The sequence below is a fragment of the Delftia sp. DT-2 genome (genome assembly GCF_028401915.1).
GTDB classification, from domain to species: domain Bacteria; phylum Pseudomonadota; class Gammaproteobacteria; order Burkholderiales; family Burkholderiaceae_C; genus Comamonas; species Comamonas tsuruhatensis.
In genome coordinates, this window is the sequence record NZ_JAQOTI010000026.1 from 22476 (window position 1) to 47323 (window position 24848).

At 70.3% G+C, this 24848-nt stretch carries 24 protein-coding genes; 10 read left to right on the top strand and 14 right to left on the bottom strand.

Annotated features, from left to right (window positions below; all coding sequences use genetic code 11):
* The coding region (locus tag PO605_RS29350) for an ornithine cyclodeaminase (protein ID WP_272207278.1) at positions 1-681 on the bottom strand (681 nt) is incomplete at its 3' end.
* A gap of 115 nt (positions 682-796) precedes the next feature.
* Here PO605_RS29350 and PO605_RS29355 point away from each other — a divergent pair.
* From PO605_RS29355 to sugE, 3 genes are all read left to right on the top strand, one after another.
* On the top strand, positions 797-2077 hold the full coding sequence (locus PO605_RS29355; RefSeq protein WP_047468261.1) for a THUMP domain-containing class I SAM-dependent RNA methyltransferase: 1281 nt from the start codon (positions 797-799) through the stop codon (positions 2075-2077).
* Positions 2074-2562 carry a putative toxin-antitoxin system toxin component, PIN family gene (locus tag PO605_RS29360; protein WP_016454612.1) on the top strand — a complete coding sequence of 163 codons (489 nt, stop codon included), beginning with the start codon at positions 2074-2076 and terminating at the stop codon, positions 2560-2562. Before PO605_RS29355 ends, PO605_RS29360 begins: the two co-directional genes overlap by 4 nt.
* A 190-nt stretch (positions 2563-2752) precedes the next feature.
* On the top strand, positions 2753-3070 hold the full coding sequence (gene sugE / locus PO605_RS29365) for a quaternary ammonium compound efflux SMR transporter SugE (protein WP_013804742.1): 318 nt from the start codon (positions 2753-2755) through the stop codon (positions 3068-3070).
* Between the two features lie 13 nt (positions 3071-3083).
* Here sugE and PO605_RS29370 read toward each other — a convergent pair whose 3' ends face one another.
* From PO605_RS29370 to PO605_RS29380, 3 genes are all read right to left on the bottom strand, one after another.
* On the bottom strand, positions 3084-3635 hold the full coding sequence (locus PO605_RS29370; protein WP_017406990.1) for a GNAT family N-acetyltransferase: 552 nt from the start codon (positions 3633-3635) through the stop codon (positions 3084-3086).
* Between the two features lie 430 nt (positions 3636-4065).
* Positions 4066-6462: a cytochrome P450/oxidoreductase gene (locus tag PO605_RS29375; RefSeq protein WP_272207279.1), complete on the bottom strand. Its 2397-nt coding sequence runs from the start codon at positions 6460-6462 to the stop codon at positions 4066-4068.
* Positions 6463-6496: 34 nt separating this feature from the next.
* Positions 6497-7477: a Bug family tripartite tricarboxylate transporter substrate binding protein gene (locus PO605_RS29380; protein WP_034389537.1), complete on the bottom strand. Its 981-nt coding sequence runs from the start codon at positions 7475-7477 to the stop codon at positions 6497-6499.
* Positions 7478-7637: 160 nt separating this feature from the next.
* Between PO605_RS29380 and PO605_RS29385 the strand changes: the two genes are divergently transcribed.
* Positions 7638-8483 carry an IclR family transcriptional regulator gene (locus tag PO605_RS29385; protein WP_267179170.1) on the top strand — a complete coding sequence of 282 codons (846 nt, stop codon included), beginning with the start codon at positions 7638-7640 and terminating at the stop codon, positions 8481-8483.
* A 30-nt stretch (positions 8484-8513) separates the two neighbouring features.
* Here PO605_RS29385 and PO605_RS29390 read toward each other — a convergent pair whose 3' ends face one another.
* Entirely contained in the window at positions 8514-9377 is an 864-nt protein-coding gene (locus tag PO605_RS29390; protein WP_212645630.1) for a hypothetical protein, read from the bottom strand.
* A gap of 140 nt (positions 9378-9517) precedes the next feature.
* Between PO605_RS29390 and PO605_RS29395 the strand changes: the two genes are divergently transcribed.
* On the top strand, positions 9518-10300 hold the full coding sequence (locus tag PO605_RS29395; protein WP_016450517.1) for an IclR family transcriptional regulator: 783 nt from the start codon (positions 9518-9520) through the stop codon (positions 10298-10300).
* Between the two features lies 1 nt (position 10301).
* Here PO605_RS29395 and PO605_RS29400 read toward each other — a convergent pair whose 3' ends face one another.
* Genes PO605_RS29400 through PO605_RS29415 form a run of 4 tightly spaced genes read right to left on the bottom strand, consistent with a single transcriptional unit; the run spans position 10302 to position 14440 of the window.
* Positions 10302-11426: a CaiB/BaiF CoA transferase family protein gene (locus PO605_RS29400; RefSeq protein WP_047474784.1), complete on the bottom strand. Its 1125-nt coding sequence runs from the start codon at positions 11424-11426 to the stop codon at positions 10302-10304.
* 21 nt (positions 11427-11447) lie between these two features.
* The gene (locus PO605_RS29405) at positions 11448-12410 is read right to left on the bottom strand and encodes a Bug family tripartite tricarboxylate transporter substrate binding protein (protein WP_047474785.1); all 963 of its coding nucleotides are present in this window, start codon (positions 12408-12410) and stop codon (positions 11448-11450) included.
* Between the two features lie 40 nt (positions 12411-12450).
* Complete coding sequence (locus tag PO605_RS29410) at positions 12451-13230, bottom strand: SDR family NAD(P)-dependent oxidoreductase (RefSeq protein WP_016450520.1); 780 nt, start codon at positions 13228-13230, stop codon at positions 12451-12453.
* 22 nt (positions 13231-13252) lie between these two features.
* Positions 13253-14440 carry a thiolase family protein gene (locus PO605_RS29415; RefSeq protein WP_047327981.1) on the bottom strand — a complete coding sequence of 396 codons (1188 nt, stop codon included), beginning with the start codon at positions 14438-14440 and terminating at the stop codon, positions 13253-13255.
* 161 nt (positions 14441-14601) lie between these two features.
* On the opposite strand from PO605_RS29415, the gene PO605_RS29420 reads away from it, so the two are divergent.
* From PO605_RS29420 to PO605_RS29435, 4 genes are all read left to right on the top strand, one after another.
* A complete protein-coding gene (locus PO605_RS29420) occupies positions 14602-16167 on the top strand; it encodes an AMP-binding protein (protein WP_047474786.1) in 1566 nt (521 codons plus the stop codon).
* Positions 16168-16215: 48 nt separating this feature from the next.
* Positions 16216-17358 (top strand): acyl-CoA dehydrogenase family protein, encoded by a 1143-nt coding sequence (locus PO605_RS29425; RefSeq protein WP_047474787.1) that lies wholly within the window; start codon positions 16216-16218, stop codon positions 17356-17358.
* Between the two features lie 269 nt (positions 17359-17627).
* Positions 17628-18452: a YecA/YgfB family protein gene (locus PO605_RS29430; protein WP_013804727.1), complete on the top strand. Its 825-nt coding sequence runs from the start codon at positions 17628-17630 to the stop codon at positions 18450-18452.
* A 33-nt stretch (positions 18453-18485) separates the two neighbouring features.
* A complete protein-coding gene (locus PO605_RS29435; protein WP_012202639.1) occupies positions 18486-18800 on the top strand; it encodes a helix-turn-helix domain-containing protein in 315 nt (104 codons plus the stop codon).
* On the opposite strand, the gene PO605_RS29440 is transcribed toward PO605_RS29435, so the two are convergent.
* The 5 genes from PO605_RS29440 to PO605_RS29460 form a co-directional block, all read right to left on the bottom strand.
* Positions 18781-19272: a CinA family protein gene (locus PO605_RS29440; protein WP_272207280.1), complete on the bottom strand. Its 492-nt coding sequence runs from the start codon at positions 19270-19272 to the stop codon at positions 18781-18783. The genes PO605_RS29435 and PO605_RS29440 overlap by 20 nt on opposite strands.
* A gap of 10 nt (positions 19273-19282) precedes the next feature.
* Positions 19283-19783, bottom strand: coding sequence for a phosphatidylglycerophosphatase A family protein (locus PO605_RS29445; protein WP_012202641.1), 501 nt, complete (start codon positions 19781-19783; stop codon positions 19283-19285).
* 130 nt (positions 19784-19913) lie between these two features.
* Positions 19914-21566, bottom strand: coding sequence for a DUF4139 domain-containing protein (locus tag PO605_RS29450; protein WP_272207281.1), 1653 nt, complete (start codon positions 21564-21566; stop codon positions 19914-19916).
* Between the two features lie 38 nt (positions 21567-21604).
* On the bottom strand, positions 21605-22570 hold the full coding sequence (thiL, locus tag PO605_RS29455) for a thiamine-phosphate kinase (RefSeq protein ID WP_272207282.1): 966 nt from the start codon (positions 22568-22570) through the stop codon (positions 21605-21607).
* Between the two features lie 65 nt (positions 22571-22635).
* Positions 22636-23535 carry a LysR family transcriptional regulator gene (locus tag PO605_RS29460; RefSeq protein WP_047219821.1) on the bottom strand — a complete coding sequence of 300 codons (900 nt, stop codon included), beginning with the start codon at positions 23533-23535 and terminating at the stop codon, positions 22636-22638.
* 70 nt (positions 23536-23605) lie between these two features.
* Between PO605_RS29460 and PO605_RS29465 the strand changes: the two genes are divergently transcribed.
* A partial coding sequence (locus PO605_RS29465; protein WP_272207283.1) for an acyclic terpene utilization AtuA family protein occupies positions 23606-24848 on the top strand: 1243 nt, incomplete at its 3' end.

Here is a 24848-nt window from a genome sequence, read left to right on the forward strand (position 1 = left end):
GCGCACATCGGCATCGGCGATCACGCAGGCGCGGCGCTTGGCGGCCGTGACCGTGGTGACGATGTCGGCGCCTTCCAGCGCCTGGGCGCTGCTGGTGCAGCAGGTGATGCGCTGGGCGGCAATGCCTGCATGGCCCAGGTTGTCCACCAGCTTGCGCATGGCCTGGACGTCGATGTCGAAGATGCGCAGCCGCTCCACGCCCAGCAGGTGGGTGAAGGCCAGGGCCTGGAATTCGGACTGCAATCCTGCGCCGATCAGCGCCATGCTGCGGCAGCCCTGTCGCGCCAGCCGGCGCGCGGCCAGCGCCGAGGTGGCGGCGGTGCGCAGCGCCGTGGCCAGCGTCAGGTCGGACAGGAAGACCGGCAGGCCCGTGGCCACGTCGGCCAGGGCGCCGAATGCCATCACCGTGGGCAGGTCCCGGTCGGCGTTGTCTGGATGGCCATTGACGTACTTGAAGGCGTAGTCCAGCGCATCGGACACGGGCATGAGCTCGATCACGCCGCCGGGCGAATGGTGGGCGATGCGGGCCGATTTCTCGAAATCGGGCCAGCGCGCGAAGTCTTGCTCGATGGCATCGGCCAGGCCGGCCAGGCAGGCGGCGACGCCGACCTGCGCCACCAGGCGTGCGGCCTGCGTGGCGCCGAGGAAATCCGTGTGGACGGGCGTGGTTCGAGTCTTCATGGTGCTCTCCCTCGCGGTTGCTTCCACTGTAGGCCCGGGCCGAAGCGCAGGCAAGCGGGTTTCGGCTGGCGCCTGCGCGGGGAATCGCGGTGCGCGTATGCTCGGCACCCAAGCTATGAACCAACTGCATCTGTTTTTGCCCTGCGCCGCCGGCGTCGAGGGATTTCTGGCCGACGAGGTCCACGCGATCACCGGCCTGAGCGGCCACGACCTCCTGGTCGGCCGTGGCGGCGTGATGGTGCGCGGCCTGTGGCGCGACGCCCTGCTGCTGAACCTGCACAGCCGTCTGGCCCAGCGCGTGCTGGTGCAGCTGTCGCAGACCCTGTACCGCAACGAAAACGACCTGTACCGCGCCGCCAGCGAAGTGGCCTGGGAGATCTGGTTCTCCCCGCGCGAGAGCTTCAAGATCGAAGTCACGGCCCAGCACAGCCCGCTGACCAGCCTCAACTTTGCGGCGCTGCGCGTCAAGGACGCCATTGCCGACCGCTTCCGCGACAGGAAGGGCGTGCGCCCCGACGTGGAAACGCGCCACCCCGACGTGCGCGTGCACCTGCACCTGACGACCGACGAGGCCACCATCTACATCGACACCTCGGGCGAGGCGCTGTTCAAGCGCGGCTGGCGCGAGGACAAGGGCGATGCGCCGCTCAAGGAAACCCTGGCCGCGGCCATGATCGCCGCCACGGGCTGGGACCCGCACGGCGACGATCCCCAGCCGCTGTACGACCCTTGCTGCGGCAGCGGCACGGTGCTGATCGAGGCCGCGCAGATTGCACGCCGCATTCCGGCCGGCATTCTGCGGCGCTTCGCGTTCGAGAAGCTGGTGCCCTTCCAGAGGCATGTGTGGGAAGCCATGCTGGACGAGGCCGAGGCCGCCATCCTGCCCGACAGCCCCGTGGCCATCTATGGCTCCGACGTGTCCCACCGCATGGTGGACTTTGCCCAGCGCAACGCCGAGCGCGCTGGCGTGGGCCAGACCGTGCAACTGCGCGGTGGCGACGCGCTGCAGCGCATGCCGCCCTGCGAGCAGCCCGGCCTGATGCTGCTGAACCCGCCCTATGGCGAGCGCATTGCCGCAGCCGGCTCGGCCGGCCGCAGCGCCGGCGAACGCATGGAAGTGGTCGAGCGCGCGGGCCGCGAGACGGCCCAGACCGAGGACGGCGTGGAATTCTTCAGCCAGCTGGCCACCCACTGGAAGAAGAACTACAGCGGCTGGAGCGCCTGGATGCTCACGCCCGACCTCAAGCTGCCCGGCAAGATGCGCCTGAAGGAAGCGCGGCGCACGCCCATGTGGAACGGCCCCATCGAGTGCCGGCTGTTCCGCTTCGACATGGTCCGTGGCGCTGTCAAGCCCAGAAAGGCCGCCGAAGGCCCGGCAGAGGGCGCCGCGCCATGAAGATCGTGCTGCGCTGGCCGCAGTGCAACGACGGCTACGAAGGTCCCCTGCCCCGGCCCGTGGTGCTCGATACCAATGTGGTCCTTGACATGCTGATCTTCGACGATCCGCATGTTCCGCCGATCCGCGAGCTGGTGGAGCAGGGGCAGATGCGCTGGATCGCCGACCAGGCCCAGCGCATCGAGCTCGAACGCGTGCTGCACTACAGCCAGATCGCGCCGCGCGTGGCCTTCTACGGCAAGACGGCCGAAGGCGTGCTCTCGGCCTTCGACGGAGCCGTCGAATACGTGGCCGATGCGCCGCGCATCCGCTTTGCCTGCACCGACCCCGACGACCAGCATTTCCTGGACCTGGCCAGCCAGCACCAGGCGCTGCTGATCAGCAAGGACAAGGCCGTGCTCAAGCTGCGCAAGCGCGTGGCCGGCCTGGGCGCCACCGTGGGCAACATCCTGCTGGCTGAACAGGAAGAGGCACTGGCCGCCTGACGCCCTGGCCGCTGTTGTGCAGCAACCACCCAGGCGGCAATGGGGCAACAGGCTGGGTGCGGCCGGCTTGAAGGCTTTCTCCTAAACTGGCGGCCATGCAGGAGGCACAAGCCCTTCTGCCAGGAGGACGGCCTCCCCCACATCGGGACATGCATGCGCCGGGACGACCCGGCTTCACAAGGAGTTTTCCATGGCATGGGTCTATCTGTTGGTGGCGGGGCTGCTCGAAGTGGTCTGGGCGTTTTCGATGAAGCAATCGCACGGCTTCACGCGGCTGGTGCCCAGCGCCATCACCATCGTCACCATGATCGCCAGCTTCGGCCTGCTGGCCGTGGCCATGCGCAGCCTGCCGCTGGGCACGGCCTACACGATCTGGACCGGCATCGGCGCCGTGGGCGCCTTCCTGGTCGGCATCACGGTCCTGGGCGAGCAGGTCAGCGCCATGCGCATCGGCGCGGCCGTGCTCATCGTCTCGGGCCTGGTGCTGATGAAGATGTCTTCGGACTGAGCGGGGCGGCCGTTCAGCGGCCCGTGCCCAGCTCCAGCGTCAGGCGCAGCATGTCGCGGTGCTGCACGCCGCGCTCCCACAGCTGGGTGGTGTAGTGCTTCAGAAAGAAGTCACGCACGATTCCCGTCACGCGAAACCCCGCGCGCTGGTAGAAGACCAGCTGGTCGCCGAAGCTGCCGGTGCCGACCTCGATGCGGGGAGCACCTTGCGAGCGCGCCCAGGCGATGGCCTGGCGCAGCAGGGCGGTGCCCAGGCCCCGGTGATGCAGCGATTCCGCGACCGCGATGTTCATCAGCTCCCAGGCGGGTGGGCCTGAGGCCTCGTCGCCGCTGGCGCGCAGCGGCACCAGCACGCACATGCCCAATACCTCGCCGCGCCCGCCGGGACGCGGCGGCTGGCCTTCGCGCTGGAAGGACTCGCGCGCGGCAAAACAGGTGGAGCCCGCCAGATAGCCGCGCACCTTTTCCCGCGACGGGTCCGCCGACAGCAGCAGCGGCCACGGCGCCTCGGCCGGGTTCAGCGGCTCTATGTGCCAGGGTGCGAGGGAAACGGAAGGCGCGGTCATAAGCCTGAATCATCCCATGCCTGACATTGGGACGCAGTTGGGCACCTCTGCGGAATCTTGACGTGCGCTTACAACTGTGCGTTTGCACGCCGGGATCTAGTGGTTTATACTTAGACCTAGGGTAAACGCTTAGAGGGTTTTCCCGGCATTCGCGGCACTTGAGATGCATGCCGCCAGTGATTGTTGAGCGTCTCAGTAAGGAAGTTCACCATGCGCCAAGCAATCTATTCCCTGATCGATTTCATCCAGCAAGCCCGCAACGCCGAGCTCGAAATCGCCAACCAGTAATCCGGTTGGAGGCAGGTGCGCCCCGAAGCGCGCCCACCGATGCGATCGCCCCATTTGCCGATGATGGCCTTGGGGCTTTTGTGTTTCTGGGCGCCAGGCATCTGGGCGCCGGGCTTGCGGGCACAGGGCAGCGGAGCCCTGTCTACAGGCCCAGCACCAGCCTGCCGCTCCTGGCGCGCGAGCAGCAGCTCATCATCTTGGTGCAGGCCGCGCGCTCGCCGCGCGTGAGCACCATGTCTCGGTGGTCCACCTCGCCTTCGAGCACGGGCACTTCGCAGGACCCGCACAGCCCTTCCCGGCAGTCGCTTTGCACTTCGATCTTCGCGCTGCGCAGGGCGTCCAGCAGCGTCTGGTCGTTGCGCACCTGCACCACAAGGCCCGAGGCGCGCAGTTCCACCTCGAAGCCCTGCTCCCTGGCAGGGTCCAGCGCCCCCACGGTGGAGACGAAGTGCTCCACGCGCAGGCTGTCCTCGGGCCAGTGGCGGCTGGCGGCCTCTAGGCCGTGCAGCAGGCGCGCCGGTCCGCAGGCATGGATGCGGGCTCCGGCGCGCGGCGTGGCCAGCAGGGCGGCGTAGTCGGCGCGCCGGCCTTCCTCCGCCACGTACAGGTGCAGCCGGGCGCCATGCTCGGCCTGCAGCGGCGCCTGCAGCGCCATGCCCGCGCGGCGCCGGCCGCTGTAGTGGATTTCATAGGACAGGCCCAGCGCCCTGGCGCGCCGTGCCATGGCCGAGATGGGCGTGATGCCGATGCCGCCGGCCACCAGGATCAGGTGGCTGGCGCCTTCGTCCAGCGGGAAATGGTTGCGCGGGCCCCGCACCTGTACGGTGGCGCCGCGGTGCAGATGCTCATGCACCCAGGCCGAGCCGCCACGGCCGTTGGTCTCGCGCAGCACGGCAATCTCGTAGCTGCCGGTGTCCTGCGGGTCGCCGCACAGCGAATACTGGCGCGACAGGCCTGTGTCGCCGCATTGCAGGTCGATGTGCGAGCCCGGCGTCCAGCGCGGCAGGGCGTGACCATCGGCGGCCTTCAGGCGCAGGCGCAGCACGCCTTCGGCGGCAGCCTCGGCCTCGGCCACGACCATGGGCCGGCTGGCGCCGCCCTGCAGGGCTTCGCCGATGCGCACGGGCTGGCGCGCCTGCAGCAGGGCGGGACGGGCGCGCTCGGGGTTGAGGGCCGGGTCCCACTCCACCCACAGGTGCTCGGGGCCCCGGAACGAGGTGTTGGGCACGTAGGTGAACCGCTGCTCGGCCAGCCGCATGTGGGGAAGGCGGCGCGTGAACTCCTCCAGGAAGATCTGCATCTCCATGCGCGCCAGGTTCTTGCCCATGCACTGGTGCGAGCCATAGCCGAAAGTCAGGTGGTCGCCGGCGTTGTCGCGGTGGATGTCGAAGAAGTCGGCATCGGCGAAATGCCGCTCGTCGTGGTTGGCCGACGAGGTCACGATGAGCAGCTTCGAGCCCGCCGGCACGGCCACGCCGCCGATCACCACGTCGCGCGTGGCCAGGCGCCGCCAGGCGGCCACCGAGCCGTTGTGGCGCAGGCATTCCTCCACGGCATTGGGGATCAGCGCGGGGTTCTCGCAGATCTGCTTCCAGGCGCCGGGATGCTGCAGCAGCAGCTTGACGGCGTTGGCCGTGGCATTGGCCGTGGTCTCGTGCGCGGCCACGATGCCGGCCATCATCATGGAGTGCAGGTAGGAGTCGGTGACGACCTCGGGAAGCTCCTTTTGCTTGCGTATGCCGTATTGCATCCAGCCCGGCGCATCGGGGTTCTCGCGCATCTTGGCCAGCACCTTGCCGGCCAGCTGCCAGAAGTTGCCCACCGCATGGGCTACGGCCACCTGCTGCTCGGGCCGGGGCCGGCCCCAGGTGTTGACGGTGTGGGCGATGGAGTACTCGCGCAGCCGGTCCATGTCCTCCTCGGGCACGCCGAGGAAGTGCAGGGCCACGGTCAGCGGCACCTCCCACAGCATCTGGTCCACAAGGTCGGCGCGGCCGTCGTCGATGAAGCGGTCCACATAGGCGCGCGCCAGCTCGCGCACCATGGGCTCGTGGTGGCGCAGCTCCTCGGGCGTGAACGGGTCCATCAGCGCGCGGCGGCGCGGCATGTGGGCGGGCTCGTCCTCGTTGACCAGGGTGCGGTTCAGCGCGAAGCCGTAGGAGGCCAGCACGGCATTGGCCTCCTCGCCCGTGGGCGTGATCTTCTCCAGCGCGATCGAGGGACTGAAGGCGATGTTGTCGCGGAACACCGCCTTGATGTCGTCGAAGCGCGTGACCACCCAGTAGCCCAGTTGCGGGCTGTAGAACACCGGCTCCTGCTCGCGCGCCCAGCGCACATATTCGGGCGGGTCCTGCTGGTAGCCGTCGCTGAACGGGTCGAAGGCCGCGGCACCTGCGCTGACGGGGCAGCCCGTGGGGCCGGTCTGGCCGCTGGGCTGGCGGTGGTCGAAGGGGCAGCGCGCGGAGGCGGGCGCAGAGCCGGGCGCAAATGCTGGCGCAAAAGCGGACGGGGCGGTGTCGGGGGCGGCGGAGGCAGTCATGGCTGGTTGTTCGCAGGCAGGCAGGCGCGGAGGGTCAATCCAAAGTGATGTTCTGGTCGCGGATCAGCTGGTGCCAGCGCGTGCTTTCGCTGGCCAGCAGCGCGGCGAACTGCTCGGGCGTGTTGCCCACGGGCTCCACGCCGAAATCCACGAGCTTCTGGCGCACGGCGGGCTCGTTGATCGCGGCCACGACCTGCCGGTGCAGGGCCGCGATGACCGGGGCCGGCGTCCTGGCGGGCGCCACCAGTCCCACCAGGGCGGCGGCCTGCACCTTGGGCAGGCCCAGCTCGGCGAAGGTGGGCACGTCGGGCAACTGGGGCAGGCGCGTGGCGTTGGCCACGGCCAGCGGGCGGACCTTGCCGCCCTTGATGAAGCCTGCGCCCGCGGCCAAGTCCACCATCATCACGGGCACCTGGCCGCCAGCCACGTCGCCCAGGGCCGGCGCCGCGCCCTTGTAGGGCGCGTGCACCAGCTTCAGGCCGGCCTCCACCCTGAGCAGTTCCATGGCCAGGTGGTGCGGGCTGCCGGCGCCGGCCGAGGCGTAGTTCACGCCGTCCTTGCTGGTGCGCGCCTGGGCCAGGAAGTCTTTGGCCGTGGCCGCTGCCATGCCGGGGCCGGCCACCAGGATCATCGGGAAGCGGCCCATCAGCGTGACCGGCGCGAGGTCCCTGGCGGGGTTGTAGCTGAGGCTCTTGTAGAGCACGGGATTGAAGACCAGGGTGCCGTTGTCGGCCGACAGCACGGTGTAGCCATCGGCGGCAGCACGCGCGGTTTCCGAGGCGCCTATGGCCGTGTTGCCGCCCGGGCGGTTGTCCACCACGATGGGCTGGTGCACCTGGCCGCCCCAGGCCTGGCCTATGGTGCGGGCCAAGAAGTCCGAGCCGCCGCCGGCCGCGTAGGGAACGATCCAGCGCACGTTCCTGCTGGGGAATCCGTCCTGGGCCAGCGCGCCGGGCAGGGCGGTGGCCGATAGCAGGCCTGCGGCCAGTGTGGTGAGGAAAAGGCGCTTGTGCATGGGGCTTGTCTCCGGTGAGGCCTGGGTGGAATCCATGGAATCTTGTTTTGCGTAATTTTTCTACGCATTGCGTAAAAATACCGCCCGGGATTACCCGCAAGCTGCGGCACAAGGCCCCGCCAGCCCTTAAAACAGGCCTTTCCAGACCCGTCCTGCCGCCATGACTTCCACTGTTGTCTCCGAGATTGACGAGCCCGCGCCGCCGCGCGAAAGGCGCCAGCGCGTGCAGGCCGCCGAGACCTGCCTGGCCGTGCTCAAGGCCCTGGCCACGCTGGGCGGACGCGCCAGCCTCACGGCCATCGCGGGCGCGGTGGAGGAAAGCCCGGCCAAGGTCCACCGCTACCTGGCCAGCCTGATGGCCGAGGGGCTGGTGGAGCAGGACCGTGGCGGCACGCAGTACGCGCTGGCGGCCGAGGCCATGCGCGTGGGCCTGGCCGCCATGCGGCAGTCCGACCCCATCCGCCTGGCCGAGCCTGCCCTATTGCACCTGCGCGAGGCCTTGCAGGTCACCAGCTTCGTGGCCGTGATGGGCAACCTGGGGCCGACCATCGTGCGCTTCGAGGAGCCGGGCCTGCCGGTCACCGTCAATGTGCGCGTGGGCTCGGTGATGTCGCTGCTGTGGTCGGCCACGGGACGCGCCTTCTTCGCCTTCATGGACGACGATGCCCGCGTGGATGCGCTGCTGGCCCGGGAGCTGGCCGAGGCGCCGGCCGCGCGGCGCGCGCTGCTCGATGGCGCGGACCCGCTGGGCACGCTGCGCCGCGAGATCCGCGCTGCGGGCTGCGCCTCGGTGCGCGACGTCAACCTGCCGGGCATCAGCGCCGTGGCGGCGCCGCTGCACGACTACACAGGCCATGTGGTGGGCGTGCTGTGCGCGCTGGGCGCCAGCGGCGGCTTCGACCCGGACCCGCAGGGCGCTGTGGCCCGGGCCCTGCGCGCCGAAGCGGCGCGCGTCAGCGCCTCGCTGGGCCATCTGCCCGGTGAGGCCCGGCTGAAGCCCGGTTGAGGCCGGGTTGAGGCGTGCAGCCCGCTGCCGCTACGGCGTCACCAGCGTGTAGGCCATGCGCACGCGCTGCATGTCGCGGCCCAGGCGGCGGCTCTCAGGCAGGCGGCGCACCCAGGCCAGCTGTTTCACGGTGCGCGCCATCAGGGCGCGGGTCTCGGGCTCCATGGACTGCACGAAGTCCCGCCAGGCCGTGCGCGCGGCCGGCATGGCGCCGGCCTGCTCCAGTATCCAGGCCGTGGAGTGGGCGTAGCACAGGGCATCGCGCACGCGGCACAGCGCCAGGGGCAGGTGGGCGGCAGGGTCGTCCTCGAAGTCGATGAAGCCGATCACGCCATCGGCACAGCAGACCATGTTGCGCGCAAAGGCCTGGCTCAGGCAGTCGCCGCTGCCATGCACCTGCTGCAGGGTCTGCAGGCCCTGCAGCCACAGCGCCAGCGTGCTGCCATCCCCCCGGGGCAGGGCGGCTTCCATGGCATTGCCCAGCGAGGGCGCCTCCACGCCGGGGCTGCCCAGGTGGCGCATGGCAAAGCCGTCCTCGCACTCGGCCAGCACGGCAGGCACGCGCAGGCCGCGCTGCGCGAGCTGGCGCAGGCGGCGTACCTCGGTGCGGATGGCTTCGTGTCCGCCGGGGTTGGGCACGGGCCGCAGCACGGGCAGGCGCAGGCCGGCGGCCAGCAGGGCCAGGGCGCGATAGCGCCACGCCGGGTTGCTGGCGCCCGCGCGCTTGACCCAGATGGTTTCGTCGCCGCGGTCATAGCGCTGGATGCTCAAAGGCTGGCTCAGCACATGGGCGCGCAGGAAGGCGTCGTAGTCTGGCGATTCGGAAGGCGGGACGGCGGCAAACGGTTCGGACACGGCAGGCTTTTCTGGTGGGAGGCGCAGGGCGCCAAGCATGGACCGATTGTGCCGTGTCATGTCCGTTGCGCGGGGCAAGGCCTGTTTACGGGTTTGCACTGCGCATGGCGCTGGAAATCTGTGCGGCGGCACCCTGAAAATTGAGACAATCGTTTCATCTTTTCAGCCCTCATCAATCCATGAACTCCGAAGACAGTGGCAAGCTGGTGGCCGCCCTGGTGCGCGGCATCTCCGTACTGCAGTGCTTTTCCAACAAGCACCAGGAGCTCAGCGCCCGTGAACTGATGGACATGACGGGCCTGCCCAAGCCCACGCTGTTCCGCCTGATTGACACCCTGTGCGAACTGAACCTGATGCGCTACTCCGAGCGCCTGTCCAAGTACGTGCCGGGCGTGGGGCTGCTGAACCTGTCCTCGCCCGTGCTGGCGCGCATGCACATGCGCCAGTTCGCGCGGCCGCACATGCAGGAGCTGGCCAATCACCTGGAGGGCCAGATCCAGCTGGCCGTGGGCCACGGCCGCCAGCTGTGCCTGGTGGAGCTGGCCAACGGCCTGACCAACAAGGTCTTCCTGCCCGAGATCGGCGTGCACATCTCGCTGTCGCGCACCGCCACGGGCCGCGCCTACCTGCTGAGCCTGCCCGAGGCCGAGCGCGAGGCCTTCATCGCGGAACTGCAGGCCGACGATCCCGCACGCGCCCAGCAACTGCGCGAGCGGCTCGACGATGCGCGGCGCGACCTGGCCGAGCACGGCTTTTGCCGCAGCCACGGCGACCTGCACCGCGAGATCCAGTCCATTGCCGTGCCCATGTCCACGGCCCAGGACGGCGAGTACTGGGTGTTCTCGGTCTCCCTGCCCATCTACAGCCCGCAAAGCCGCGCGCTGGAAAGCGATGCCGGGCCGCGCCTGATCACGCTGGTGCGCCTGGTCGAAGGCATGCTGGGCGCCTCCAGCCTCTCGTGAATCAGCGGGCGCTGCGCCAGACTTCCTGCGCGCGCCCTGCGCTCACCTTCTCCCGCACGCTGGCGGTGTCGGAGCCTGCGGCATTCGCACGGCCCGGCGCATAGGCCTGGCCGTCAAAGCGTGGCGCGGGGCTGGCCTGCAGGGCGCCGCCTTCGGGCTGCAGATAGACGCCACGCGCCTGCAGGTGCGGGTGGCTGGCGGCTTCCACAGGGCTGAGCACGGCGCCGAAGCAGGCATCGCTGCCCTCCAGCAATTGCTGCCAGTGCGCGCGGGGCCGGGAGGCGAACAGCGTCTGCAGCTGCGCGCGCCGCGCGGGCCAGGCGGCGCGGTCCCACTGGGGGCCCTGGAACGCTGCGGCACCGGCCAGGCCCAGCCTGTCCAGCAGCAGGGCGTGGAACTGCGGCTCGATGGCTCCCACGGTGATGAAGCCGCCATCGGCACAGGCATAGGTTTCGTAGAACGGTGCACTGTCGTGGATGCTGTGGCCGCGCTCGTCGGCCACCAGACCGCGCTGGCGCGCGTGCAGCATGAGGTTGAGCATGTGCGCCGCACCATCGACGATGGCCGCGTCCACCACCGTGCCGCGCCCCGTGGCGCGCGCCTGCACGATGCCGGCCAGCAGCCCCGTCATCAGGTACATGGCGCCGCCGCCGATGTCGCCCAGCGTGGCAAACGGCGAGACCGGCCGGGCATCGGCCGGCGCGCATCCCCACAGCGCGCCTGAGACGGCCGCATAGTTGTTGTCGTGGCCGGCTGCATGGGCCAGCGGGCCGTCCTGGCCCCAGCCCGTCATGCGGCCATAGACCAGGCGCGGGTTGAGGGCCTGGCAGGCCTCGGGTCCCAGGCCCAGGCGCTCCATGGCGCCGGGCCGCATGCCCTCGATCAGCGCATCGGCATCGCGCACCAGGGCCAGCACCAGGTCACGCCCTTCGGGTGACTTGAGATCGGCGAACACCGAGCGCTTGCCGCGCGACAGCGCGGAGGCGGCTGAGGTGGCGGCGGGTTCCGCCTCAGGCCGCACGATGGACACCACATCGGCACCCAGGTCCGCCAGATGCATGGCGCAGAACGGCCCCGGGCCGATGCCGCCAATCTCCAGCACGCGCACGCTGTCCAGCACCTTCATGGCGTCTCCGTCGAAATCGGTTCAGTCGAGTTGCAGCTGGCGGCTGGTGATCAGCGCGCCCCAGCTCTTGCGGTCGTTGTCCACCAGCTGGGTGAACTGCGCCTGCGGCATGCCGCCCGGGCGGCCGCCGAGCTCGCGGTAGCGGCGCGCCACCTCGGGGTCCCGGAGCACGGCGACCAGGCCGTCGGTGAGCTTGCGCACCACGGCGGGCGGCGTCTGCGCGGGCAGGAAGAAACCCATCCAGCCGACCTTGTCGAAGTCCTGCAGGCCCAGCTCGGTGGTGGTGGGCACGTTGGGCAGCTCGGGCTCGCGCTGCGCGCCCGTCACGGCGATGGGATGCAGCTTGCCCGCCTTGATGTGCACCAGCGAGGCCGTGAGGTTGTCGAACATGAACTGCGTCTCTCCCGAGACGATGGCCGCCGTCGCCGGTGCCGAGCCGCGGTAGGGCACATGCACCACGTCCACGCCTGTGCGCTCGCGCAGCAGCTCGCCCATGAGGTGCGTGGTCTGGCCCACGCCGGCCGAGGAGAACGACAACTTGCCCGGCGCCTGCCGCGCGGCCTTGAGCAGATCGTCCAGCGAGCGCACCGGCGATGCCTGCGGCACGACCAGCACGTTGGAAAACGAGATCATGTCCGTCAGCGCCACGAAGTCCTCGGGCCTGTAGGGCAGCTTCTTGTAGGCCGTGTAGTTGATGGCGTTGGAGCCCGTGTTGCCCACCAGCACCGTATAGCCGTCCGGCTGCGCGCGTGCCACCTGGCTGGCACCGATGGAGCCGCCCGCGCCCGGCCTGTTGTCCACGATGACGGGCTGGCCCAGCCGCTCGCCCAGCTTGAGCGCCAGCAGCCGCGCGGGAATGTCGGTGGAGCCCCCGACCGCGCCCGGCACGACCAGGGTGATGGGCCGGGTGGGCCAGGCATCGGCTGCAATGGCGGCCGTGGCGCACAGCAAGGCAGCCGCCGCCAGCGTGAGACGTTTGAACATGGTGTTTCTTCTCCGCGCGTGTGCTGGGCCGGGGCGCTTCTCAGCGAGGACTCATCCGAATGGCACCGTCCAGGCGAATCGTCTCGCCATTGAGCATGGGATTTTCAAGAATGTGCAGCGCGGTCAGCGCGTACTCGGACGGGTGGCCCAGGCGTGCGGGGTTGGGCACGGAGGCGGCCAGCGACTGGCGGATGTTGTCGGGCAGCTTGGCCAGGATGGGCGTGTCGAACAGGCCCGGCGCAATGGTGCACACGCGGATCATGCGCGTGGCCAGGTCGCGCGCGGCGACGATGGTCATGCCGATGATGCCGGCCTTGGCCGACGCATAGGGAATCTGGCCGATCTGCCCCTCGTAGCCCGCCACCGAGGCCGTGAGCACGCAGGCGCCGCGCTCGCCTTGCACGGGCTCGTTGCGCGCCATGCTGGCGGCGGCCAGGCGCAGCGTGTTGAAGGTGCCGATCAGGTTCACGCGGACGATGCCCGTGTACTTGTCCAGCGAGCCCGGGCTGCCGTCCTTTTCCACCAGCCGCAGCGGCCCGCCCACGCCCGCACAGTGCACCAGGGCCCGGAACTCGCCGAAGTCCTCGGCGGCGGCAATGGCGGCGGCCATCTGGTCGGCGTCGGCCACGTCGGCCTTCACGAAGCGCAGGCGACTGCCGTGGCGCTGGCGGGCGGCGTCCACCATGGCCGCGCCGCGGTCCTCGTTCAGGTCCACCACCACCACGTTCAGGCCGCGTTCCAGCAGCGCCAGGGCCGATGCCTCGCCCAGGCCCGATACGCCGCCCGTCACCAGGGCCGTCATGTTCTCTTGCAGTTGCATGGATGTGTCTCCCGTGCCTGGCTCACAGGCGTTCGATGATGGTGGCGTTGGCCATGCCGCCGGCCTCGCACATGGATTGCAGGCCGTAGCGCGCGCCGCTGTCCTCCAGCGCGTGCAGCATGGTGGTCATCAGGCGGATGCCCGAGGCCCCCAGCGGATGGCCCAGGGCGATGGCGCCGCCGCGCGGGTTCAGCCGCTCGGGGTCGGCGCCCAGTTCCCTCAGCTCTTTCAGCCAGGCCAGGGGCACGGAGGCGAAGGCCTCGTTGATCTCGCAGTGGTCCATCTGCTCCAGCCGCATGCCGGCCTTGGCCAGCACGCGCCGCGTGGCGGGAATGGGGGCCGTGAGCATGTACAGCGGATCGTCGCCCACCACGTCCAGCGCCACGAAGCGCGCACGCGGGCGCAGGCCCAGCTGCTGGGCGCGCTTCTCGCTCATCAGCAGCATGGCGCTGGCGCCGTCGGTCATCTGCGAGGCATTGCCCGCCGTGGTGTGCCAGCGGATCTGCGGAAAGCGCGCCGACAGCTCGTCGTTCTGGAACACGGCCTTGAGCGCGCCCAGCTTCTGCGCCGTGGTGGCCGGGCGGATGGTCTCGTCGGCCGTGAAGAGGCCGGCAGGCGTGGTGATGCCCACGATCTCGCGCTCGAAGTGCCCGGCCGACTGGGCCGCATGGGCGCGCTGGTGCGATCGCGCGGCATAGGCATCCAGTTCCTCGCGGCTCAGGCCCCAGCGCGCGGCCACGAGGTCGGCCGACACGCCCTGGCCCACCAGCCCCGGTGCAAAGCGCGCATCGAAGCGTGCGCCCGTGGTGTTCTGCCCCATGCGCGAGCTGCCCATGGGCACGCGGCTCATGGACTCCACGCCGCAGGCGATCACCATGTCCTGCGTGCCCGACATGATGGCCTGCACGGCAAAGTGCACGGCCTGCTGGCTGGAGCCGCACTTGCGGTCAATGGTGGTGGACGGCACATGGGCCGGCAGGCCTGCGGCCAGCCAGGCCAGGCGGCCCGGCGTGCCGGCCTGCTCGCCAGCCTGGCTCACGCAGCCGGTGATCACATCGTCCACCGCGCCGGGGTCGATGCGGTTGCGCTGCACGAGCTGCTCCAGCACCTGGCTGAGCAGATCGACGGGGTGGAGTTGGGCCAGGGCGCCATCGGGCTTGGCCCGGGCCATGGGACTGCGGATGGCATCGACGATGACGGGAGTGTTCATGCTGATTTAATGAGACTGGAGGTTCACGAAATGAATGATAAGTCTCGAAATTTGCATTGAACAAAGCGTTTTCCCGGATGAAAAACCGCGAGCAAACAAAAATACTTGCTGAAACCCGATGAATTCGAGACGGCGGATTCAAAAAAGCAAAGGAGACAGGCGTGCATGACTTTCACAGCTGGGCCGATGCCCGGCCCGACCGCGTTGCGCTGACCATGGGCGACAGCGGCCAGCAGCACACGGCGGGCGCGCTGGCGCAGCGCTCGCGCGAGGTGGCGCAGTGGATGGCCGGGCAAGGCCTGGCGGCCGGCGATACGGTGGCCGTGCTGATGGAAAACCGCGTGGAGATCCTGGAGCTGGTGCTGGCCGCGCGCCTGGCGGGCCTGTACACGGTGGTCATCAGCACCCACCTGACGGCGCCCGAGGTGGCCTACATCCTGGGCGACAGCGGGTCGCGCCATGTCTTTGCCTCGGCCGCCACGGCGGCGCAGCTGCCGGCCGAACTGGCCCCCTCCGTGCATTCGGTGGACGGAGACTGCGCATCCACCGGCCTGCCGTCGCTGGCCGATGCCCTGGCCGCCTGGCGTGCGCAGGCGCCCGCGCCCATCGACCTGTCAGGCCGTCCGCTGGGGCGCGACCTGCTGTACTCCTCGGGCACCACGGGCCGGCCCAAGGGGATCAAGAAGGCGCTGCCGGCGGCGCTCTACCGCACGCAGGCCGACCCCGAATTCCTGGCCTGGCAGCGCAACATGGGCTTTGACGCCGACACGGTCTACCTCTCGCCCGCGCCGCTGTACCACGCAGCGCCGCTGCGCTACTGCCTGCGCACGCTGGACGGCGGCGGCGCGGTGGTGATCACGGCGCGCTTCGACGCACAGCAGGCGCTGGCGATGATCGAGCGCTACCGCATCACCCACAGCCAATGGGTGCCGACCATGCTGGGCCGCCTGCTGCAGCTGCCCGAGGAGGTGCGGCACGGCTATGACCTGTCCAGCCACCGCTGCGCCATCCATGCGGCCGCGCCCTGCCCGGTGGCCGTCAAGCAGGCGCTGCTGGACTGGTGGGGCGACATCCTGCTGGAGTACTACGCAGGCTCCGAAGGCTGCGGCATCACCCTGATCAACTCCGCCGAATGGCGCCGGCGTCCAGGCTCCGTGGGCCGCGCCAGCTACGGTCGGCTGCGCATCGTGGGCGACGACGGGCAGGAGCTGCCTGCGGGCCAGATCGGCCGCGTGTTCTTCTCGGACGTGGCGCCCTTCGCCTACCTCAACGACCCCGCCAAGACCCGCGAGGCCATCGACGAGCGTGGCTGGGCCACCTACGGCGACCTGGGCCATGTGGACGAGGAGGGCTACCTCTTTCTCAGCGACCGGCGGGCCGACCTCATCCTGTCGGGCGGCGTCAACCTCTATCCGCAGGAGATAGAGAACGCGCTGGCCACGCACCCGGCCGTGCAGGAGGTGGCCGTGGTCGGCGTGCCCGAGCCCGACTTCGGCGAGCAGCCCATGGCCGTGGTCGTGCTGCGCCAGGGCCATGCGGCCAGCGCCGAGATGGCGCGCGCCATCGTCGCCGAGGCCGGCGCCACGCTGTCGCGCCTCAAGCGCCCGCAGCGCCTGCAGTTCGTGGACGAGCTGCCGCGCCTGCCCACGGGCAAGCTGCTGCGCCGCGTGCTCAAGGACAGGCTGCGCGAGCAGCCCCACGCGGGCTTCAACCTGCGCAGCGCCTGAACGGCCCTTCCCCGTCTTTCCTCACCGACAACCACCGGATACCGACCCATGCAAGACCTGACCGAGCGCTCCGTCTACCGCGAAGACCATGAACAGTTCCGCGAGCAGGCCCGCCGCTTCTTCGAGCGCGAGATCGTCCCCCACCATGCCGAATGGGAGCGCCAGGGCATCGTGCCCAAGGAGGTCTGGCGCAAGGCCGGGCGCGAAGGCCTGCTCAACCCCATGCTGCCCGAGCCCTATGGCGGCGGCGGCGACTTCGGCCATGCGGCCGTGCTGCTGGAGGAGATCGCGCGCACGGGCGCCAGCGGGTTGGGCTTTCCGCTGCATTCGGACATCGTCGCGCCCTACATCCATGCCTATGGCAACAAGGTGCAGAAGGACCGCTGGCTGCCGCGCATGGCCGCAGGCGAGCTGATCGGCGCCATCGCCATGACCGAGCCCGGCGCGGGCAGCGACCTCAAGTCCGTGCGCACCACGGCGCGGCGCGAGGGCGACCACTACGTGCTCAACGGCCAGAAGACCTTCATCACCAACGGCATCAATTCGGAGCTGGTCATCGTCGTCGCCAAGACCGCGCCCGAGATGGGTGCCAAGGGCGTGTCCCTGATCGTGGTCGAGGACGGCATGCCCGGCTTCTCCAAGGGCCGCAAGCTCGAGAAGATCGGCCTCATGGCGCAGGACACCTCGGAGCTGTTCTTCGACAACGTGCGCGTGCCGGCCGACCACCTGCTGGGCGAGGAGAACGCGGGCTTCAGGTATCTGATGCACGAACTGGCCCAGGAGCGCCTGGTGGTGGCCGTGCGCGCGGCCGCCTCCATCGAAGCCTTTTTGCACAAGACCATTGCCTACACGCGCGAGCGCAAGGCCTTCGGCCAGCCGGTGTTCGACTTCCAGAACACGCGCTTCAAGCTGGCCGAGGCCAAGGCCCAGGCCACCATGCTGCGCGTCTTCGTGGACGACTGCATCGCCCTGCACCTGCGCCGCGCGCTCGCCCCCGACCGGGCCGCCATGGTCAAGCTCAATGCCACGGCGCTGCAAAACCGCCTGCTCGACGAATTCCTGCAACTGCACGGCGGCTACGGCTACATGACCGAATACCAGATCGGCCGCGCCTGGACCGATGCGCGCATAGGGCGGATCTACGGGGGCAGCGACGAGATCATGAAGGAGATCATCGGAAGGACTCTTTGAACCCCTGAGCCGCTGCGCGGCTTCCCCCTCTCTACTCGCTTCGCGAGGGAGGGGGACGGCGCCATCGCCCCGAGGCGGCTCTTGCTCGGCGCCCCTGACTTTGGGCCGCGCCCGTCTCAGGGGTCACGGGCGATCGGGGCGGCTGGGCTTTCGGGGCAAGTTCCGACCGGGCGCCACGGACATGGCGGCGCGGCTACACTGCGGGCCATTCATTCGAGGGGCTGGCCGTGGCCGGTTCCTTCTCCCTGTTTTCCCTAGAGATTTCCGCCATGTCCAACGACGCCCACGAAGCCACCGCCCTGCCCGACGAGCCTGCCCTGACGCCCGAGGCGCTAGAGGAGCTTGACGATCTGCTCGACGAGCTGCGCACGCGCGGCGAGGAGATTCCGCAGTGGGAGTTCTGCGACGGTTTCCTGACGGCGCTGATCTGCACGCGCCGCGAGGTGCCGGCCGCCGAGTGGCTGCCCATGCTGCTGGGCGACGGCGGCACGCTGGAGGTGGCCGAGGGCCAGCCGCTGCCGCTGATGGAAGTGTTCAAGGACGCGGCGCAGCAGGCTCGCTTTCTGGAGCTGGTGGGCCTGCGCATGGACGAGATCCGCACCCAGCTGGACGCCGACGTGAAGACGCTGGAAGACGACCGCACCTTCCAGCCCGAGGCCATGGACATGCGCGGCGCCATCCTGTCGCTGCCCGAGGAAGAGCGTCCCGATGACGGCGAGATTCCCTCGTTCGGCCAGATCTGGGCGCTGGGCTTCATGTTCGTGGTCGAGAACTGGGCCGAGGAATGGGCCGCCCCGCGCGACAAGGAAGCCGCCGGCTGGCTCAACGAGGCGCTCAACGCCGTCGTGGCCCTGACCGAGGACGACACCGGCAAGCCCGAAGTCTGCATGTACGACGAGGACGGCCCCGCCAGCACCAGCCAGGAGCGCGTGGAGCAGTTCGGCGAGGCCATCTGGGCGCTGTACGACCTGCGCCAGATCTGGAAGAGCATGGGCCCGCGCCAGGAAACCATCGTCAAGGGCGAGCAGCCGGGCCGCAACGACCCCTGCCCCTGCGGCAGCGGCAAGAAGTTCAAGAAGTGCCACGGCGCCTGAGCGCCCGCGCCACAGGCTTTGGATGCACGGGCCATGAGACATATCGGTGAACGCATACGCGCCCGCCGCGCCGAACTGGGCATGACCCAGGGCCGGCTGGCCGAGGCCGCAGGCATCACGGCCTCGGCCGTGTCGCAGATCGAATCGGGGGCCATCCGCACCCTCAAGAACGACACCCTGGCCCGCGTGGCCCTGGCGCTGCAGACCACGGCGCTGGAGCTGACGGCGGGGCTTGAAGACGACAACGCGCCGCTGCCCGTGGACGAGCAGCGCCTGCTGGAAAGCTACCGCGCCCTGCCTGCACCGCTGCAGGAGATCGCGCACAGGCTCATAAAAGCCTTGCGCTGATCAGCGCATTGAGGCGCTGCAAGGCGTGTGCCACGGTGGCCTGGCGCACGGCGGCGCGGTCGCCGTCAAAGCGCACGCATTCGCTGTGCGTGGTGCCGTACACGCTCCAGCCGAACCAGACCGTGCCCACGGGCTTGGCGGCGCTGCCGCCGCCCGGCCCGGCCACGCCTGTCACGGCCACGCTGCACTGCGCGCGTGAGTGGGCGACGGCGCCCTCGGCCATGGCGCGCGCCACGGGCTCGCTCACGGCGCCGTGCTCGGCGATCAGCGCCTCGGGCACGCCCAGCAGGTCGTGCTTGGCCGCGTTGGAGTAGCTGACAAGGCCGCGCTCGAACCATTCGCTGGAGCCGGCGCGGTCCGTGCAGGCCGCAGCGATCATGCCGCCCGTGCAGCTCTCGGCCGTGGCCAGCATCCAGCCGCGCTGCAGCAGCAGGCCTGCCAGGGTTTCGACGAGTTCGTGGGATGCGCCCATGCCAGCTCCTTCAGCCAATGAAATGGCGCCATAGCGCGATGACCAGCAGCGTGCAGAAGGCGGCCACCAGGTCATCGAACATGATCCCCCAGCCGCCGCGCCAGCCGAAGCCCTTGAAGCACCGGTCCGCCCATTTGACGGGCTGGGGCTTGGCGGCGTCGAAGAAGCGAAACAGCGCAAAGGCGATGAGCTGGCCCCAGAAGCCCGTGGGCATGACCAGCCACAGCACCAGCCAGAAGGCCACGATCTCGTCCCAGACCAGGTTGCCCGGGTCGGCCACGCGCATGTGGCGCGCCGTGACCGTGCAGGCCCACCAGCCCAGCGGAATGCTGCCCGCGATCAGCAGGCCGATCTGCTGGGGCGTGAACCAGTGCTGCAGCAGCAGGAAGGACAGCCAGGCCCACAGCGTGCCCACGGTGCCGGGCGCGATGCGCCCCAGCCCCGAGCCCAGCCCCATGGCGATGAAGTGGGCCGGGTGGGACATCATGAATTCCAGCGTGGGGCGTGCCATGCCGCTCTGCGGCGGGCCTTCCGGTGGGCGCGCCGCAGAGGCAAAGGTGGGGGTAGCAGGATCGCCGGAAACCTCCGGCCGCAGCGGCGCGTCACTCATGGGGCGAGATCATAAGCGCGGCCCTGGTGCTTCACTGACGCTCTTCGACCGCCAGATCCTGCGGATGGCGGATCTGGTGGCGGGCCTCGAAGCTGGCGCTGGCGCCAGCGGCCAGCGGCTGCTGCCAGGCGATCATGCCGTTGCGGTCGTTCCAGCGCGTGGTGGCCGGCTGCGGGTTGTACTGGGACTGCGCGCGGATCTGCTCGTTGCGCGAGACGGGTGCGGCGTCCACCACCTGCAGCTCGATGGCGCGGTCATGGCGGTTGTCCACCTGGAAGCGCCGCGTGACCTGGCGTTCGGTGCTGCTGCTGAGCAGGCCGCCGCTGCCCGTGGCCGAGTCCACGGGCAGGTTGCGCACGACCACCTTGTCGTCACGGCCGAAGGACAGGCCCTGGGCCAGCGCGGCGGCGTTGCCGAAGTCCAGCCGGCCCTGGCCGGCGAAGGCGCCTTCGCGGAACAGGGCCACGGGGCCTGCGGGCCAGACACCGGCCGGCACGGCCAGCTGGGCCACCAGGTAGGCGGCCTCTTCCACGGCGGGCGCCGTGCGCGTGAGCAGGGTGGCTGGCAGGTTCTGCGAGCCCAGGGCCAGGGTCACGCGCTCGCTGCTGGAGGGCACGCTGATGCGGTAGGGCACGGAGAACTGCGTGGCGTAGGCGGTGTTGAGGCTGGCGACATCGAGCACCGGCAGTTCGGCGGCCTCGCCGGCCGCCCCGGGCTTGCGGGCGCGCTCCAGCATCATCGCAGGGGCCGCCGGGGCCGGCGCTGGCGCAGGGGCCATGGCGGCCACGGGGCGGGGCCGTTCCACATCCAGCGTCCAGGGATTGGGCAGGCGCGCCTGCGTGCTGCGCGAAGGCTGGCCGGTGGACAGCAGCAGCTGCACCTGGCTCCAGTCCTCGCCGCTGTTCTGGGCCACCAGGGCCAGGCGTTCGATGGCCACCGTGCCCTTGGCCGGGTCCAGCTGGGCGCGGTAGGTGGGCTGCCAGCTCGGGCCGCGCACCTGGTAGGTCAGCTGCACATTGGCATCGGCCGGGCTGGCCAGTTGCACGGTGACCTTCATCACCTGGGCGTTGCCTGCGCCCGTGCGGTCGCGTTCGAGCTGCAGCGGCCTGAGCTGCTCCTGCAGCGCCTGCTTTTGCCGCAGGATCTGGTGGGCGCGCAGCGTGTTGCCACGGCTGGTGCTGCGCAGCGCCTCGGTGGCGGCGCCCAGCTGGCTGGCGGCGGGCAGGGCGGGGGATTTGGCGTCATCGCTGGGCTTGGCCAGGCCCTGCAGGTAGTCACCCACGAGCTTGGCGGCGGACTCGTCGGCCTCCAGCGCGGCCAGCTGGTCTTCCAGCGTGCGGATCTGCTGCTCCAGCGGGCTGGCGCAGGCCTTGGAGGCCAGTTCGCGCGGCTGCGACTGCAGCTTGTAGTCGCCCAGGCGCACGCCGGCATCGGCGCTGACCTGCAGGCTCTGCGGGTCGATGGAGCCGGGCAGGCACTCGAACACCAGCTGGCGCGTGGCGGCCGTGATGCGCGCCGTGCGCTCCACCGAGGCCACGCCCGCATACAGGGTGACGCGCGCGATGGGGGCGCGGGCGATGGTGGCTTCCTGGGCTTGTGCCTGGGCCTGGACCGGGGTGCCTGCCAGCAGGAAGCAGGCGGCTGCCAGGGCAGAGAGGGCGGGCAGGGCGGAGCGTTGAACCATGGGCAGTCCTTCTCGGATGAAAGTGGTTTGGCGCGGCCTCAGGCCGCAGCGAAGTGGTCGAATGAGGCCCATCGGGGCGCCATGGCCGCACCGTCCGGGCCGATCAGCCGCAGGCCGGGCTGCTCCTCGATGCAGCCGATGCGCGTGACGCGCGTGGCGCTGTCGCGGCCTGCGGACTGCACGGCATCGCGCCGGTCGGCCGGGGCCGTGAAGCACAGCTCGTAGTCGTCGCCGCCGGACAGGGTGCACTGGTGCAGCAGGTCGATGGTCAGGGGCGTGTGCCGGCCGGCATCGAGCAGCGGCGTGATCAGGCGCGTATCCAGGCTGGCGCCCACGCGGGATTGCTCCAGGATGTGGCCCAGGTCGCCCAGCAGGCCGTCGCTCACATCCAGCGCGCTGCTGGCAATGCCGCGCAGCGCCTGGCCCAGGGCCACGCGCGGCGTGGGCGCTTCCAGGCGCTGGCGCGCGGCGGCCAGCGTGCCGGGTGGCAAGGTGGTGTGGCCCAGCAGGGCTTCCAGCGCCAGGCGGGCATCGCCCAGGCTGCCGCTGACCCAGATGTCGTCGCCCGCGCGCGCGCCGCTGCGCAGCAGGGCCTGGCCGGGCGGCACTTCGCCGAAGACGGTGATGCAGATGTTCAAGGGCCCCTGGGTGGTGTCGCCGCCGACCAGCTCGCAGCCGTGGGCGTCGGCCAGCGCCAGCAGACCGGCCGCAAACGCCTCGGTCCAGGCCGCATCGGCACGCGGCAGGGACAGGGCCAGGGTGAAGGCCATCGGGCGCGCGCCGCAGGCCGCCAGGTCGGACAGGTTCACGGCCAGGGATTTGTGGCCCAGCAGGCGCGGGTCCACGTCGGCGAAGAAATGCCGGCCCTCGACCAGCATGTCGCTGGAGACGGCCAACTGCATGCCCGGCGCCGGGGCGAGCAGTGCGCAGTCATCGCCCACGCCCAGGGCGGCGCGGCGCACGGGGCGCTGGAAGAAGCGGCGGATCAGGTCGAATTCACCCACGGTGGCGGCTTTCGGAGGCGGTTGGCGATCAGGCTATTGTGCTGCGAGGTTCGTGCTGCCCCGTATCAGGTGGTCTCGCCCGCACCGGGCCGATGCTCCAGCGCCAGCGCGTGGAAGGCCTGGGCGGCCGGCGACAGGCTGCGCTGGCGCCTGCGCACCAGGTACAGGTCGCGCCGGCGGTCGGCATCGGCCAGCGGGCGCGTCACCAGGCCAGGCTGCACGAAGTGGAACAGCGCCAGGGCCGGCACCACGCTGATGCCCAGGCCCGCGCGCACCATGCCCATCACGGTGGCCAGGTGCTCCACCTCCAGCAAGGTGTTGAGGGGCGGGGCCTGCTCCTGCGATTCCAGGTACTGGCGCACGCTGCTGTGGCGGGCGAGCTGGATGAAGGGCTGGTCCCGCAGGTCGGCCATGGCCGGCGCGGGCAGGGCCGCCAGCGCATGGTCGGCGCGGCAGACCAGGTGCAGCCGGTCGGCGCAGAACCATTCGGCCTGCAGCTCCTCGGTGTCGGCGCGGATGGCGGCCAGCGCCAGATCGGCCTGGCCCGAGGCCACCTGGGCGATGCACGATTCGGACAGCAGGTCCGACACCTGCAGCTGTATGCCCGGATGGCGCGCATGGAACAGCGCCAGCACGGGCGGCAGCCAGGCCGCCGCCAGCGAAGGCAGCAGGGCGATGGACACGCGCCCGCGCTGCAGCGCCGCCGCCTCGCGCAGGCCGTGCACGGCATCGCCCAGGTCGGCGCGTATGCGCTGCGCGGCATCGAGGAACTGCGCCCCCTCCTGCGTCAGCGCCACGTGGCGCGTGCTGCGGTCGAACAGGCGCACGCCCACGCCGTCTTCAAGCCCCTTGATCAGGGCACTGAAGGCCGGCTGCGACAGATGGCAGCGCTGCGCGGCCAGGGTGAAGCTGCTGAGCTGGGCCAGGGCGATGAAGGCATCGAGCTGGCGGGAGGAGATATTCATCGGGTTTTTGGATAAGTCGATCCGAACAATCGATTTCACAGATTAGCAGCGGCTGCCTACATTGGCTCTCATGGACAACCTGGAACCCTCTCTTGCCCCGGACAGGCCCCCGCTGTGGGTGGGCTGCGCAGCCGGCTTCTCGGGCGACCGCACCGATGCCGCCGCGCCCGTGGTGCGCGCCCTGGCGGCCAGCGGCCAGAGCGCCTGCCTGATCTTCGAGACCCTGGCCGAGCGCACGCTGGCGCTGGCCCAGCTCGCGCGGCGCGAGCAGCCCGACGCGGGCTACGAACCCCTGCTGGAGGACCTGCTGGAGCCCGTGCTGGCCGATTGCCTGGCGCATGGCATACGCATCGTCAGCAACTTCGGTGCGGCGAATCCCGAAGGCGCGGCGCGCTGCATCCAGCGGCTGGCGCAGCGCCTGGGCCTGCGCGTGCCGCGCATCGCCGTGGTGCATGGCGACGATGTCAGCGGCCCGGCGTACCGCGGGGCGCTGCGGGCCGCGCTGGGCGCGGAGTTCCCCGAGGATTCGCTGGTCAGTGCCAACGCCTACATCGGCGCGCGCGCGATTGCCGAGGCCTTGCAGGCCGGCGCCGAGATCGTGGTGGCCGGCCGCGTGTCCGACCCCTCGCTGACCCTGGGGCCGGCCATGGCGCATTTCGGCTGGGCCTGGGACGACTGGGACCGCCTGGCGCGCGCCACCATGGCCGGCCACCTGCTGGAATGCGGCGCCCAGGTCACGGGCGGCTACTTCGCTGACCCGGGCTTCAAGGACGTGCAGGGCCTGGCGCGGCTGGGCTATCCCATCGCCATCATCGAGCCCTCGGGCGACTGCACCATCACCAAGCCCGAAGGCACGGGCGGCCTGGTCAGCGAACGCACGGTCAAGGAACAGCTGCTGTACGAGGTGCACGACCCGGCCGCCTACCTGACGCCCGACGTGGTGGCCGACCTGTCCGAGGCCGAGGTGCACCAGGTGGGGCCTGACGCCGTGCGCCTGAGCGGCGTGCGCGGCCATGCGCACAACGGCCACTACAAGGTCAATGTCTGCCATGCCTCGGGCTGGCTGGCCGAGGGCGAGATCTCCTATGCCGGCCCGCGCGCCCTGGAGCGCGCCCGGCTGGCTGGCGAGGTGCTGCGCGAGCGCCTGGGCGGCGAGGCCGCAGGCGACCTGCGCCTGGACTGGATCGGCGTGGCCAGCGTGCTGGGCGATGACGCCGGCCGCTGGCGCGACGCGCAGCCGGCCGGCGCAGCCGCCCCCCAGGACGTGCGCCTGCGCGCTGCCTGGCTGCGCCCCACGCAGGCCCAGGCGCGGC